Origin of the sequence: Roseibium sp. MMSF_3412 (genome assembly GCF_030733265.1) — a bacterium.
In the GTDB taxonomy this organism is placed as follows: Bacteria; Pseudomonadota; Alphaproteobacteria; order Rhizobiales; family Stappiaceae; genus Roseibium.
Window position 1 is genome coordinate 104,066 of the sequence record NZ_JASHJI010000002.1, and the last position, 12,905, is coordinate 116,970.

A 12,905-nucleotide genomic window follows, 5' to 3' on the forward strand; every position below is an offset into this window, starting at 1 on the left:
TATCTAACTCAAATCGATCCGACCGTCTTCAGCTTGATGCGCGGATGAACCTCGGCCTGGCTCATGATCGTTGTGTGCGCGCGGAAGCGTTCGACGATGGATCGAACGAACGGCCGTGTCTGGGGTGATGTCAGGAGCACCGGAACCTCGCCCTGTTGGGCGGCCTCCTCGAACGCATCCCGCACCTTGCCGACGAATTCCTGCAACTTGCTCGGCTGCATGGCGAGTTGGCGGTCGTCGCCTTCGCCGACAATCGATTCCAGGAAGGCCTGTTCCCATTGTGGTGACAGCGCGATCAATGGCAGATAGCCGCCCGGGGACAGGTTGGACGCACAGATCTGACGGCCGAGCCGTGAGCGCACGTGCTCGGCGATCGTGTCGGTGTTGCGCGTCATGCCGGTCGCCTCGGAGACACCTTCCAGAATGGTGCCGAGATCGCGAATGGAAATCCGCTCGTCCAGCAGTGCCTGCAAGACGCGCTGGAGACCGGAAACGGTGATCTGCGAGGGAACCAGATCCTCCACCAGCTTGGCCTGCTCGCCTTTCAGTTCCTTGAGCAGTTTCTGGACGTCGCCGTAGGTCAGGAGTTCGCTGATATTGGTCTTGATCGTCTCGGTCAGATGGGTCGACAGCACAGTTGCAGGGTCGACAACCGTGTAGCCGCGCAGGGACGCGTCTTCGCGATATTGCGCCTCGACCCAGGTTGCCGGGAGACCGAATGTCGGTTCTGTCGTGTGTGTCCCCGGCAGCTTCACCTGTCCGCCCGCCGGATCCATGACCATATAGTGGTTCGGATAGAGAATACCTCTGCCCGCTTCGACTTCCTTGACCTTGATGACATAGTCGTTGGCGCCGAGCTGAATATTGTCGAGGATGCGCACCGGCGGCATGATCACGCCCATGTCGCCCGCGACCTGGCGGCGCAACGCCTTGATCTGCTCGGTCAGGATATCGCCGTCGCCCTGGGCCTTGCCGTTGATCAGCGGCAGCAGCGCGTAGCCGAGTTCGATCCGGAGTTCGTCCATCTTGAGCGCATCGGTGATCGGCGGCTCGGGGGGTGGTTTAGGCGCGGCCTCGATTGCCTTTTCCTGGGCAACCTTGACCTCCTCCTTTTTCTTGTTCGCACCGACCCTGTAGGCCAGGTAGCCGGCGATCCCGGCGAGCGCGAGAAACGGCACCATCGGCATGCCGGGCAAAAGTGCCAAGATGACCATGACGGCAGCCGACATGCCAAGCGCTTTCGGATAGCCGGTGAACTGGCTGGACAGTGCCTTGTCGGCTGCACCGTGCACACCGGCCTTGGAGACAAGAAGACCGGCAGCGGTCGACACGATCAGGGCCGGGATCTGCGACACCAGACCGTCACCGATGGTCAGGAGCGTGTAGTTGTTGGCAGCTTCGGAAAAGGTGAGCCCCATCTGGGCGACACCAATGAAGATCCCGCCGAGAATGTTGATGAACGTGATCAGAAGACCCGCAATGGCATCACCGCGAACGAATTTCGAGGCACCATCCATGGCACCAAAGAAGGAACTCTCGTCCTCCAGCGCCTTGCGGCGGGCCTTGGCTTCGCCTTCGTCGATCAGTCCGGCGGAAAGGTCGGCGTCGATTGCCATCTGCTTTCCGGGCATGGCGTCCAGGGTAAAGCGAGCGGCGACTTCCGCGATACGGCCCGAACCCTTGGTGATGACGACGAAGTTGACGATCACCAGAATGGCGAAAACGATAATCCCGATGACGAAATTGCCGCCCATCACCAGATTGCCGAAAGACTGGATGACGTTGCCGGCAGCGGCCGTTCCTTCGTGACCGTTGGAAAGGATCAGCCGCGTCGAAGCTATGTTCAGCCCGAGCCGGAGCATCGTGGCAATCAGAAGTACGGTCGGGAAAGACGAGAATTCGAGCGGCTTTTGGATAAACAGCCCGGTCATCAGGATCATGACCGAAAAGATGATCGACACGGCCAGGAACGTGTCCAGCATCATCGGCGGCATCGGCAGGATGAGCAGCGTCAGGATGACCAGAATGCCGGTGGCAAGGCCAACATCGCCCTTGCGCAGCGTGTCGATCAGCTCCTGAACACCCGGAACACCCGAGAGACCACCGGCGGATTGCGTTGCCGCCGCCGCCGGTTTTTCGGGTGCGGGCTCTGCTGCCCCGCTCTGTCCGCCTGCTGCCGTGTCCGACATTCCTACTTCCGGTTCCTGACAGGCGATCGACTAGAAAAAACCACGCCGTAAAATGCTTTGATTCCTGACTTCAGGGCCGCGCCTCGCCCGGAGCGGGCACGCTAATGCCTTCATCGGTATACTGATTCAGCTTGTTGCGCAGCGTGCGAATGGAGATTCCCAGAATTTTCGCTGCATGCGTCCGGTTGCCCAGGCAATGGTCGAGCGTATCGAGAATGAGATCCCGTTCCACATCGGCAACCGTGCGGCCGACAAAGGATCTTGTGACGGCTTCAGCCGTCTCGGCCGCGCGCTGCGCAGGACTTCTTGAAACGGACAGGGGCGAGCCGTCCGGCATGCGGATTGCCTCAACGCCGATCTCCGGGCCGGACGCAAGCAGGATGGCCCTGTGCATGGTGTTTTCAAGCTCGCGCACGTTGCCTTGCCAGGGATTGGACATCAGCGCCTGGCGCGCTTCAACCGAAAGCGGGCGCTGCGCCACGCCGTTGGCCTCGGCGTAATGCTTGATGAAGAACTGGGCGAGTTCCATGATGTCCGCCGGACGCTCGCGCAGGGCCGGCAGCTTGAGATTGACCACGTTCAGGCGGAACAGGAGATCCTCGCGGAACTGCCCCTGCCGGACGCTTTCGGCAAGATCCCTGTTGGACGTTGCCAGGATCCTGATATTGACCGGCACCGGTCGGGTTCCCCCGACCCGGTCGATCACGCGCTCCTGAAGCGCGCGCAGAAGCTTGGCCTGAAGCCGCACATCCATTTCCGAGATTTCATCAAGGAGAAGCGTACCGCCGTCAGCTTCTTCGAATTTGCCGATACGCCGCGCAACCGCGCCGGTAAAGGCCCCCTTTTCATGGCCGAACAGTTCCGATTCAAGCAGATGCTCGGGAATGGCGGCACAGTTGATGGAAATGAACGGCTTCGAAGCGCGGTTGGAGCACTTGTGCACGTGCCGCGCAATCACTTCCTTGCCGGTGCCGGACTCGCCTGTGATCAGGACGGATGCCTCCGACGGCGCAACCTGCTCGGCCAGCTTGACGACATTGGCCATCGCCTCGTCGCGGTAAATGAGATCGCCCCGCTCCTGTGCAACGGCATGAAGCACGGCGGCGATCATTTCCGGATCGGGCGGCAGCGGGATGTATTCCTTGGCTCCGGCGCGGATGGCCGATACGGCGGCCTGCGCATCCGTTTCCACGCCGCAGGCGACCACGGGCACATGCACCCGTTCGTCCTGGAGCTTGCCGATCAGCCCGGCAATGTCGAGATGGACTTCGACCATCAGCAGATCGGCACCGCGGCCGGACCTGAGCACCTTCAGCGCGCCTTCCACGTTATCGGCATGGGTGACCTGCGCGCCGCCCTGCATGGCGATTTTCGACGCCGTTGTAAGTTGACCGCCAAGTGTTCCGACTATGAGCAGACGCATCTGAGTAATCCTATCGGTCGGTCTTGATGATTTCCGTCATGGTGACGCCCAGCTTGTCCTCCACCAGAACAACTTCACCGCGCGCGACCAGGCGGTCATTGACGTAGATATCGATCGCCTCACCCACCTTCCGGTCGAGTTCCAGAACGGTTCCGGAGGCGAGTTTCAACAGCTCCGACACATGCATGCGCGAATGCCCGAGAACCGCCGATATCCGGACGGGAACGTCAAAGACAGCTTCCAGATCCGCGGCGGACTCCGGCGATGGGAGATCCTCGTCCTCCAGACTGCGTTGCGGAGCTTCCAGTTCGTCAAGCGGGATATTGGTATCTTGCTCGTCGCTCATGCGTCAGTTTCCTTTTCCGCCTTCGGTGCGGATGAAATGCCTTTCGTGCCTGCGCCGCGTGCGCGCAAATAGCTTCGAATGCTTGTATCGATCTCGTTTTCGAGCGCTTTCCGGTCGCGCTTGATGCCGCCGTCGGCCCACTCAATGTGACAGTCTCCGCGCCCGATTTCCGGCTCGCCAAGGATCACGAGACGCCCGTCGAAGCCCTTCTCGTGCACGATCGGATCGACCTGGGCCTTGAGTCCCTCAACATCCTTTTCCGCGATCCGGATGACCAGGTGGGGCGCTTTCCTGAGCGGGCCCAGGCATTCTGACACCAGTGCCACTGTTTCGGCCAGCGGCTGGCGCGCAATCAGGTGTGCACAAAGGCGTCTGGCCACAAGAAATGCGAGACTGACCGCATCCTTTTCCTGCACCGCAAGCCCCTCGTCGATCTCTCCGATCGCCTGACCGACGACATCCACCAGACGCTTGACCTCTTCCGTCAGCAAGGTCTCCTGCTTGGTCTGGAGGTCCGTAAGTGCCTGAACGCGCCCTTCCTCGAAGGCCTTGGCCTTCGCATCGGCAAGCAACCTCTCGTGATCGGCCAGCGGTATGGACGGGATTTCCGGTTCGGGCGGCGCAACGATCTCCGGCTCTTCCGGCTCGGAAAAGTCCATGTTGAACAGAAATTTAGACGGGTTGGTCATGCTGCCCATTCTGTTTTCAGTGCCTGCCGGTTGCCCATGTGCCATCAGTAGATGATTTCCTCATCGCCCTTCGACTTGGAAATCATGATTTCGCCTTTCGCGGCCAGGTCCTTGGCCTTGTTCACCATGCCGGTCTGCGCTTCATCCACGTCACGCAGCCGCACGGGACCAAGGGCTTCCATATCGTCTTCGAGCAGCTTCGCGGCCCGCGAAGACATGTTGCCGAAGAAGAACTCGCGCGCCGTGTCGGTAGACCCCTTGAGGGCAATGGCCAACTGGTCCTTCTCCACGTGGCGCAGCAGTGTCTGACAGCTCGCCGCATCCAGTTTGAGGAGATCGTCGAAGGTGAACATCAGCGTCTTGATCCGGTCGGCCGCCTCGCGGTTGTCCTCTTCGAGCGCTGCCAGGAACCGGGCTTCGGTCTGCCGGTCGAAATTGTTGAAGATGTCCGCCATCATCTCGTGGCTGTCCCGGCGCGACGTGTTCGTCAGGTTGGACATGAATTCCACCCTGAGCGTCTGCTCAACCTTTTCAAGGACTTCCTTCTGCACTGCATCCATCCGCAGCATGCGGCTGACCACTTCAAGCGCGAGTTCCTCCGGAAGGATGCCCAAAACGCGCGCGGCATGGTCGGAATTGATTTTCGAAAGAACAACGGCGACTGTCTGCGGGTATTCGTTCTTCAGATAGTTCGCGAGAACATTCTCCTGAACATTGGAGAGTTTCTCCCACATGTTCCGTCCGGCCGGCCCCCGGATTTCCTCCATGATCACCGACACCTTGTCTCCGGGAAGAAAGTTGGCGAGCAGGCGTTCGGTCGCATCCACATTGCCGGTCAACGCGCCTCTTGAGCTGACACGGCGAACAAAATCCTTGAACAGGTTCTCCAGCATGTTCGGTGTCACCGGTCCAAGATTTGCCATCGCAGCCGAGACCTGACGGACCTCGATTTCGTCGAGCTTTTCCCAGATTGGCGAACCATGCGATTCCCCCAGCGCAAGCAACAGAACCGCCGCCCGCTCGGCACCTTTCAGTTCACGGTCTTCTTCGTCCGCGCTGATCGTTAGGTGTTGTTGAAGTTGATCGCTCACCATCAGGCCGCCTGCTCATCCAGCCAGCCGCGCACGATGGTAACGGCTTCGGTCGGATGGTCCTTGATCATGTCGCCCACTTTCGCGATCGAGCTCGCCTGCATCGCACCTTCCTGCTTGGCCTGCTCGAGCCATTCGATCACAAACTCGTCTTCCATGTCCTCGTCCTGCGGAACATCCGTCTCGACAACGAGCGTGCCGTCAGGTCCGATCATGAGTTCCTGCGGCTGTTTTTCTTCCGGCGTGACGATCCGGCGGAGCAACGGCCGCACCACGAACAGAAGAAGCAGGATCGTGATCAGGAACAGAACCCCGAGTTCGGCGAACCGGATGATGTCGTCCCGCGTGAACTCGAACAACCCGTCGCCTTCCGCCAGAAGATCGTCCTGGGGCGGCAGCGCGAACTGAAGATTGACGACCTCGACAAGATCGCCCCGATTTTCGTCGAAACCGACCGCGGAGCGCACCAGCACCGCGATACGGTCGAGCGTCTCCTGCGGGCGCGGCGTATAAACGGAGTTGCCGTTCCCGTCCGGCTCGTAGGTGCCATCGACCAGAACGGCCACGGAAAGCCGCCTGACCTGTCCGGCCTCCACCACCTCGGTCCGCGTTGAGCGTGAAATCTCGTAGTTGACGACTTCCTCGGTGAGAGAGGCCGTGTCTCGACCATCGTCGTCCTGCGGCACCTGCGCGTTCGGAAGCTGGTTCCCGGCGGTTACCTGCCCGTTGCGGCCGACGGAGGAGGTTGCCTCTTCCTTGGTCTGCGTCGAGCGCACGACCTGCCCCTCCGGGTCGAAGGTTTCCGTCGTTTCGGTGAGCCGGTTGAAATCGACCTGCGCATTGACGCGCACGCGCGCCCGTCCGGGACCGACAATGGAATTCAGAATTTCCTCGACCTGGTTGCGCAAGCGGCCCTCGATGGCAACGGTCCGCTCCTGAAGCGACGTGGACACCATGTCCTCATCGCTGGCACCGGCCCCGGATGCAAGCAGCCGGCCGCTTTCGTCAACGATTGACACCCTGTCCGGGTCGAGACCGTCAACAGCCGTTGCAACGAGGTGCTGAACGGCGCGAATTTCACCGGGGCCAAGTGCACCGCGCACATTCAGGACAATCGATGCCGAGGGCGGGCGGCGATCCCGCTGAAACAGCTGGCGCTCGGGGATCACCAGATGAACGCGTGCTGCCTTGATCCGGTCAAGCGATCCGATGGTCCGCGAAAGCTCGCCCTCCATCGCCCTCAGATGATTGATGTTCTGCACGAAGCTCGTTGCACCGAGCGTATCGCTCCGGTCAAAGATCTCATAGCCGATGGAACCGCCGGTCGGCAGGCCTTCTGCGGCAAGCTGCATCCGCAGCCTGGCGACCTGGTCTTTTGCAACGAGGATGGTCGCACCCTGGCGGGTGAGCTGAAACTGGACGCCCTGACTTTCAAGCTGACTGACAATTGCGGCGGAATCTTCAAGCGTCAGCTCATTGTAGAGCGTTGTCATCTGCGGCGCAGTCACGCGAAGAATGATAAACGCAAACACGCCCACAAGGATGGCCGCGACAGCCCCCATGGCGGCAATCCGCGCCGGACCCAAAGTCTTTATGAATTCAATTATGCCGTTCACGAGTGCCCGCCCGCATCTGAAACATGTCCAAGCCGTTTTTTTTGGAGCCGGCCAGACATGCCACACCCTCAATGGGCAAAATTTGCCGCCCAGACGGTTAACAACTGGTTAACGGTTTCTGACCTGATTCGGCAAAACAACGGTTTTCCGGGATTTCGGAATTTGCAAAACGCGAGCGAGGTGGGGAAAAAATGCCTATCTCATTAACTTTTGGATAAACCCGAGATCGAAGCATCGGGCGAAAAGTGTGCGCGATTTGACCGTCTCTCCTTTGTTTGCTGAGGAGGCGGATTGCGCGCCTTGGTGTTTCCCACCACACGTGCGATCCAACGATGTCAGCGGGCAAAGGAGACCGGCCCTTCGGGTGATCGCAAGCAGCCCATCGGCAGCGTTGCGCCGCTTGCCCGATACACCGGCAAGGCAAATAAAAAAGGCCGGAAAAACCGACCTTTCAAGCGAGCCAAATCATTGACCGTAATACACTGACCGGAAGCGCTCAGCCTCTGTATTGCTGAATGCGCGTCGCGCGCAATCCGGCAAGCCCGTGCTTTTCGATAGAACTCTGCCAGGAGAGGAATTCCTCCACCGTCAGGGTATATCTCTGGCACGCCTCTTCGAGGGACAGAAGGCCTCCGCGAACGGCGGCGACAACTTCGGCCTTGCGACGAATAACCCAACGCTTCGTCGATGTTGGTGGCAGATCCGCAATAGTGAGCGGGCTACCATCGGGGCCGATGACATATTTTACACGCGAACGAATTTGTTCGGTCATTGTACTCTCACACTAACCATGACCAAGGTGAGATGAGACTACAAGACGACGCTTAACAAACGCCTAAAGCAAAATTGTGTTTTTATTAACTATAAAATCTAAATTTAGTGAATGATATTTAGGAAGTCGCAAAGAATAAAGCTAAAGTTATTAACTGTATTGCATGGTTCTGTTAACCATGATTTTCCGGGCGTGCAAATTGCAAGGCATATCGACGGAAACGGAAAAACGGAGTTCAGTGCGGTGAGTTGATAATCCGGGAAAATTTCTGCAAGTCCCCTCAAACTCCGGGCCAAACTGCAACTTAAGCCGGAAGTTTCTGATTGTTTTCCCGGAAAAGACGTGTCAGCCGGACGCAGAACCGGCTTGAAAGCCGCCTCAGGAGGGAGCCGAGACGGACGTCACCGAAGAAATGGGAATACTCTGACTGCCGATATTCAGGACAACCTCCGAACCGGAGAGGTCGACACTGTCAACAATGCCCTTGGTCTCCGTTCTGACGGTTTCCCTGTTGCTGGCCGCATCGCGCACATCGAACGAGATGGTATAGAGGCCATCGGGCGCTTCACCGCCGGCGGACAGCTGGCCATTCCAGGTAACCGTCCCGGACCCGGACTTGAGATCCGCATCGCCGGTGTAAACCACCACCCCGCTGGAGTTGCGGACTTCATAGGTTCCTGTCGCGTCTTCGCTCACATCGTAGTTCCAGGTTGCCTGGCCGCCGGACAGCGTCGTGGTGGACGCATCGGCCGTCACCTCGTTTCCGATATAGCCGACATAGCTCATGCTCATGTTGCTGCCGAGCATGGCGATGATCTCTTCCAGGTTCTTGTTCTGCTGGATCGACTGCTCGACGTTCGAATATTGCACGAGCTGGCTTGTGTACTCTGCGGAATCCATCGGATCGAGCGGATCCTGGTTCTGGATCTGGGTCGTCAGTATGCTCAGGAACAGTTCGTAGTTGGCCATCAGGCCCGATTGGCTGGCCGTACTTGTGCTCTGCGAGGTGCCAGTCGTACTGGAAGAAACGGTTGTCACGCTATGCTCCTTGGATGACCCGCCATCCCGTTCGTCAAATCTTTACGTCGAGGCCGCCGCGGCTCTCGGCAAGTGTCAGCCGGATGATCTCTTCGGTCTCCGGATCCAGATCTTCGCTCTCCGAACCGCCCGCGCCTTCGCTCAAGTGCGCCGCCTGCTCGCCCTGGCCGTCACCGGACGCAAAGCCCCGTCCGCCATCCTGTTTCAGGGAAAACTGGAGGTTCTCCGAATCTGCGTTCAGGCCGGCAGCTTCCAGGGCCCGCTCCAGCCCGCGCTGATCGCGCAGGAACATGTCCAGCGTCTCCGGACGCTCCACGATAAGATGCGCATGCACGCCGCCGTCAGCGCCAACACGCATGTTGACATCAACGCGGCCGAGTTCCGGCGGATCGAACCGCATCTGGAACCGCGTTTGCCCGTTCTTGAGGTTTCTTGCGATCTCTGCGGCCACTTGCGTCGCCACCTGGCCGGACTGGGCCTGGTTGGGCGTCTGCAGGCTCTCGGTTCTGACGGCCCCCTGCGTCTCGCCACCGCGCACCGTCGCAATGAAATCGCCGGCCGTTGTGATTTCAACCGGTTTCGTTACCGCATCCGGATCGTCAGGAGCGAGCTGGGCCGCCAGAACGGCAGCGGCCAGCGGTGCGGCCTGAGGACGCGCGTCAACACCATTGGCAGCAGGCTGAGGCCCGGACTGCGCCCCGGCCTGGCCCTGGCTGGCTGTCTGTGTTCCGGAAGCAGGCCCTTGTCCGGGCGCCTTGCTGTCACTCGCCGTTGCCTCCGTCTTCAGGGAGACAGGCTCGAAACCGTCCGGTTCCGTTTCCGGTGAAGGATCTGATGCGGTTTGCGCCGTCAAGGGCGCAGTGCCGCCGGTTTGAGATAGAGGCCGTGCCGCCTGCACCAGGGGAGCGACGGACGCGCCGTCAGAAGCTCCGGGTCTGGCCGTGGTGAGCGAATCGGCCGTCTCCGCCCTTTGAGGGCTGACGGGCAGTATTCCGGCCGTTCCTGTCGCCGATGGATTGGTTGGCTGAACGGGCAGTTGCGCCGGAACTGCCGGGGCCTGCACACTGCTGCCAACTGGTGCGTTCGAAGCAGCAGGCGGTGGCGCTGTCTCGCCGGCCGGCGGCGGCGCTGCCGGCGCTTGCAACGTCGGGACGGTTTGCGCCGTCCTCTGCAAAGCCGGTGCAGGTGCGCGCAACTCGCTCGGCAACTCGGTCTGCCAGCGGCGTCCATTGGCAAGCAGCTCAGCTGCCGGCTGCGCGGCAGGGTCCGGGAAAACGCTCTGTGCGGGCCTCTGTAGGGTGGCGGGCGGATCCTCTTGTGCGGGCCTCGGCGCAGGTTCAGCGAGCCGTGGCGTGGCGGTGACCTGTTCGTTTTCCGGTGCAGGCGCATCCGGCACAATGATGCTGGCAGCCTGTGTTACGGGCGCCGGGCCTGCATTCTGCTGCGCCCCGGGCACAAAAGCGGCGGCCGGAGAAGATGATGCCGGAGCATTTGACAAACCGGCAGCCTGCTCACCCGTACCAAGTTGAACCGGTTGCACGTGCGTTGGTGATGGCGATGGCGATGAAACGTCGGCCGGTCGCGTCTCCGGCTGCCTGGAAAGGACATCGGACGGAAGGACCGGCTGCCGGGGAGAAGATGCGGTTTCCGCTGGCGGTGGTGCCAAGGTGCCCGGCAAATCCGGCGGCGCGCTTTCCGGTGCACCCGCCGCGTTGCTTGCAGGAGGAACGAATGGTTCCGGTGGGGGAGCCGCAGCACCTGCGGCCGCAGGCGCACCCGCTTCCCCTTCAGCCCCCGGAAGAGGTTCGGAAGAAAGACCCGGAACAAAGCCGGCAGGGCCTGCCGCCGCCGGCGGCTCCCCGTCAGGTGCAGGGCCCGACGTGGCCTCGCCCGGATTGAACAAGGCCGCGAAAGCAAGCGGAAATTCGCCGCCGGCCAACTCAGCGCCGTTCGGCGTTGCCGGCATTGCGCCGGGAACAACCTCCGCAAATGCGCTCAGTTCCGTTTCGAACTCAGATTTCCCGACCGGTGTGCCGGGCGGTTTTCCCAGGCCCGGAAGCGCACCAGTACCGGCGGCCAGGGCTCCGGCAGATACATCGGTCATCAATCCAAATGGCAGCAAATTCGCCCCCGAAGTCTTCGCCCTGCACGCAAGGCACATGTCGTCGACGGTTATCAAGCAATCCTCAGGCCAAGTTTTCAGATGACATAAAGCATTGAAAGACAAAGTTTTTTATTTTCGTCAAACGGCACCGCGGCGATCAGGGGCGGCAAGACTTGCCGATCAGGCAAAGCATGCCTGCTACGCTCCAGCTGCAATTGGCATTGCCGGTTCCTATCTGTATAGTGCCGCGAATTTTGAAATGGCCTTGGTTGCGCGCGCGGTGATCCTGAAGACGCGGTCGGCGGCTTTGGATAAGGTCCGCCGCAACGAGGGCCAACGCTTCTGGAAGTGTTGAAAATGGGAAACAGTCTTGATCTGCCGGGCCGCCCGGAGGATACGCGCGTTGTCGTTGCCATGTCGGGCGGCGTCGACAGCTCCGTTGTCGCGGCCCTCATGAAGGCAGAAGGGTATGAAGTCATCGGCGTTACCCTTCAGCTCTACGATCACGGCGCGGCCGTCGCCAAGGCCAAGTCTTGCTGTGCGGGCGTCGATATTCACGACGCACGTCGCGCCGCTGAAAAGATCGGCATCCCGCATTACGTGCTGGACTACGAAAGCCGCTTCAAGGAACAGGTCATGGACCGCTTCGCCGACAGTTACATTGCCGGCGAAACCCCGATCCCGTGCGTCTCGTGCAATCAGACCGTCAAGTTCACCGACCTTTTGAAGACTGCGCGCGATCTGGGTGCCGATGCCCTTGCGACCGGTCACTATGTGCGTTCGGCGCAAAAGGGCAACAAGCGCGCACTCTTCCGGCCGGCCGATCTTGACCGGGACCAGAGCTACTTCCTGTTCGCGACCACGCAGGAACAGCTCGATTTCATCCGGTTCCCGCTTGGCGGCATGCCCAAGTCGAAGGTCCGTGAACTGGCTGCGGAGTTCGGCCTGTCCGTCGCCGGCAAGCCTGACAGCCAGGACATCTGCTTCGTTCCCAACGGCGACTATGCCGAGGTGATCCGCAAGCTGCGGCCCAATGCGGCCGAACCGGGCGAGATCGTTCACATGGACGGGCGCGTGCTCGGCACCCATGACGGCATCATTCACTTCACCATCGGCCAGCGCCGCGGCATCGGCGTTGCAACGGGCGAGCCGCTATATGTTGTCCGGCTGGACGCCGACACCCGCCAGGTGATTGTCGGCCCGCGTGAAGCGCTGGCGACAAGAACCATTCTCCTGCGTGAAATGAACTGGATCGGCGACCAGCCGCTCGACGAAGGCGACGAAGTCGAGCTCTTCGCCAAGGTCCGTTCGACGCGCCCGCCTGCTCCGGCAACCTTGCGCCTGCTTGGAGGCAAGGGGTTTGTCGAGCTGGCAAACGGGGAAACCGGCGTCGCACCGGGCCAGGCCTGTGTCTTCTTCGACAGCGACGATGACACCGCCCGCGTTCTGGGTGGGGGATGGATCCACAAGACGGAGCGCTCCACGGCGAGCCCGCTTGATTTTCCAAAAGCCGAGGCCCCGGTTTCAGCGGCCTGAAGGGCGAAAAAAGTGTTTGCGGTCAGGCGCTCATTCTGCGCTTGACGCCTGCCCGCAGCCTCACTATAAGCACCCCACATCGCGCCGGGCTCATCTACCGC

11 protein-coding genes are annotated in these 12,905 nt (G+C 60.7%); 2 read left to right on the top strand and 9 right to left on the bottom strand.

The genetic code is table 11. The annotated features are described in order from the left end of the window. Positions 1-8 precede the first annotated feature (8 nt). From flhA to RBB49_RS04370, 9 genes are all read right to left on the bottom strand, one after another. Positions 9-2,189 (bottom strand): flagellar biosynthesis protein FlhA, encoded by a 2,181-nt coding sequence (gene flhA / locus RBB49_RS04330; protein ID WP_306141461.1) that lies wholly within the window; start codon positions 2,187-2,189, stop codon positions 9-11. A 70-nt stretch (positions 2,190-2,259) separates the two neighbouring features. After that, complete coding sequence (locus RBB49_RS04335; RefSeq protein WP_306141462.1) at positions 2,260-3,612, bottom strand: sigma-54 dependent transcriptional regulator; 1,353 nt, start codon at positions 3,610-3,612, stop codon at positions 2,260-2,262. Between the two features lie 10 nt (positions 3,613-3,622). Further along, on the bottom strand, positions 3,623-3,958 hold the full coding sequence (fliN, locus tag RBB49_RS04340) for a flagellar motor switch protein FliN (protein WP_306141463.1): 336 nt from the start codon (positions 3,956-3,958) through the stop codon (positions 3,623-3,625). Further along, positions 3,955-4,647 carry a FliH/SctL family protein gene (locus RBB49_RS04345; protein WP_306141464.1) on the bottom strand — a complete coding sequence of 231 codons (693 nt, stop codon included), beginning with the start codon at positions 4,645-4,647 and terminating at the stop codon, positions 3,955-3,957. The genes fliN and RBB49_RS04345 overlap by 4 nt, the downstream gene beginning before the upstream one ends. A gap of 44 nt (positions 4,648-4,691) precedes the next feature. Then, a complete protein-coding gene (gene fliG / locus RBB49_RS04350; protein ID WP_306141465.1) occupies positions 4,692-5,741 on the bottom strand; it encodes a flagellar motor switch protein FliG in 1,050 nt (349 codons plus the stop codon). Continuing rightward, positions 5,741-7,354, bottom strand: coding sequence for a flagellar basal-body MS-ring/collar protein FliF (fliF, locus tag RBB49_RS04355; protein ID WP_306141466.1), 1,614 nt, complete (start codon positions 7,352-7,354; stop codon positions 5,741-5,743). Before fliF ends, fliG begins: the two co-directional genes overlap by 1 nt. A 496-nt stretch (positions 7,355-7,850) precedes the next feature. Next, entirely contained in the window at positions 7,851-8,126 is a 276-nt protein-coding gene (locus RBB49_RS04360; RefSeq protein WP_029065927.1) for a DUF1153 domain-containing protein, read from the bottom strand. 378 nt (positions 8,127-8,504) lie between these two features. Next, a complete protein-coding gene (locus tag RBB49_RS04365; protein ID WP_306141467.1) occupies positions 8,505-9,164 on the bottom strand; it encodes a flagellar hook assembly protein FlgD in 660 nt (219 codons plus the stop codon). Positions 9,165-9,198: 34 nt separating this feature from the next. Beyond that, positions 9,199-11,268: a flagellar hook-length control protein FliK gene (locus RBB49_RS04370; RefSeq protein WP_306141468.1), complete on the bottom strand. Its 2,070-nt coding sequence runs from the start codon at positions 11,266-11,268 to the stop codon at positions 9,199-9,201. Positions 11,269-11,380: 112 nt separating this feature from the next. On the opposite strand from RBB49_RS04370, the gene RBB49_RS04375 reads away from it, so the two are divergent. Together RBB49_RS04375 and mnmA are read left to right on the top strand one after the other, a co-directional pair. Next, positions 11,381-11,623, top strand: coding sequence for a hypothetical protein (locus RBB49_RS04375; RefSeq protein WP_306141469.1), 243 nt, complete (start codon positions 11,381-11,383; stop codon positions 11,621-11,623). A gap of 2 nt (positions 11,624-11,625) precedes the next feature. Then, the gene (gene mnmA / locus RBB49_RS04380; RefSeq protein WP_306141470.1) at positions 11,626-12,804 is read left to right on the top strand and encodes a tRNA 2-thiouridine(34) synthase MnmA; all 1,179 of its coding nucleotides are present in this window, start codon (positions 11,626-11,628) and stop codon (positions 12,802-12,804) included. Positions 12,805-12,905: the final 101 nt, after the last annotated feature.

Bases quoted from the DNA above. Each gene is read 5' to 3' on its own strand.
- fliN (WP_306141463.1), bottom strand. From the start codon at position 3,958: ATGAGCGACGAGCAAGATACCAATATCCCGCTTGACGAACTGGAAGCT.
- RBB49_RS04345 (WP_306141464.1), bottom strand. From the start codon at position 4,647: ATGACCAACCCGTCTAAATTTCTGTTCAACATGGACTTTTCCGAGCCG.
- RBB49_RS04370 (WP_306141468.1), bottom strand. From the start codon at position 11,268: ATGACCGATGTATCTGCCGGAGCCCTGGCCGCCGGTACTGGTGCGCTT.
- flhA (WP_306141461.1), bottom strand. From the start codon at position 2,189: ATGTCGGACACGGCAGCAGGCGGACAGAGCGGGGCAGCAGAGCCCGCA.
- fliG (WP_306141465.1), bottom strand. From the start codon at position 5,741: ATGGTGAGCGATCAACTTCAACAACACCTAACGATCAGCGCGGACGAA.
- RBB49_RS04335 (WP_306141462.1), bottom strand. From the start codon at position 3,612: ATGCGTCTGCTCATAGTCGGAACACTTGGCGGTCAACTTACAACGGCG.
- RBB49_RS04360 (WP_029065927.1), bottom strand. From the start codon at position 8,126: ATGACCGAACAAATTCGTTCGCGTGTAAAATATGTCATCGGCCCCGAT.
- mnmA (WP_306141470.1), top strand. From the start codon at position 11,626: ATGGGAAACAGTCTTGATCTGCCGGGCCGCCCGGAGGATACGCGCGTT.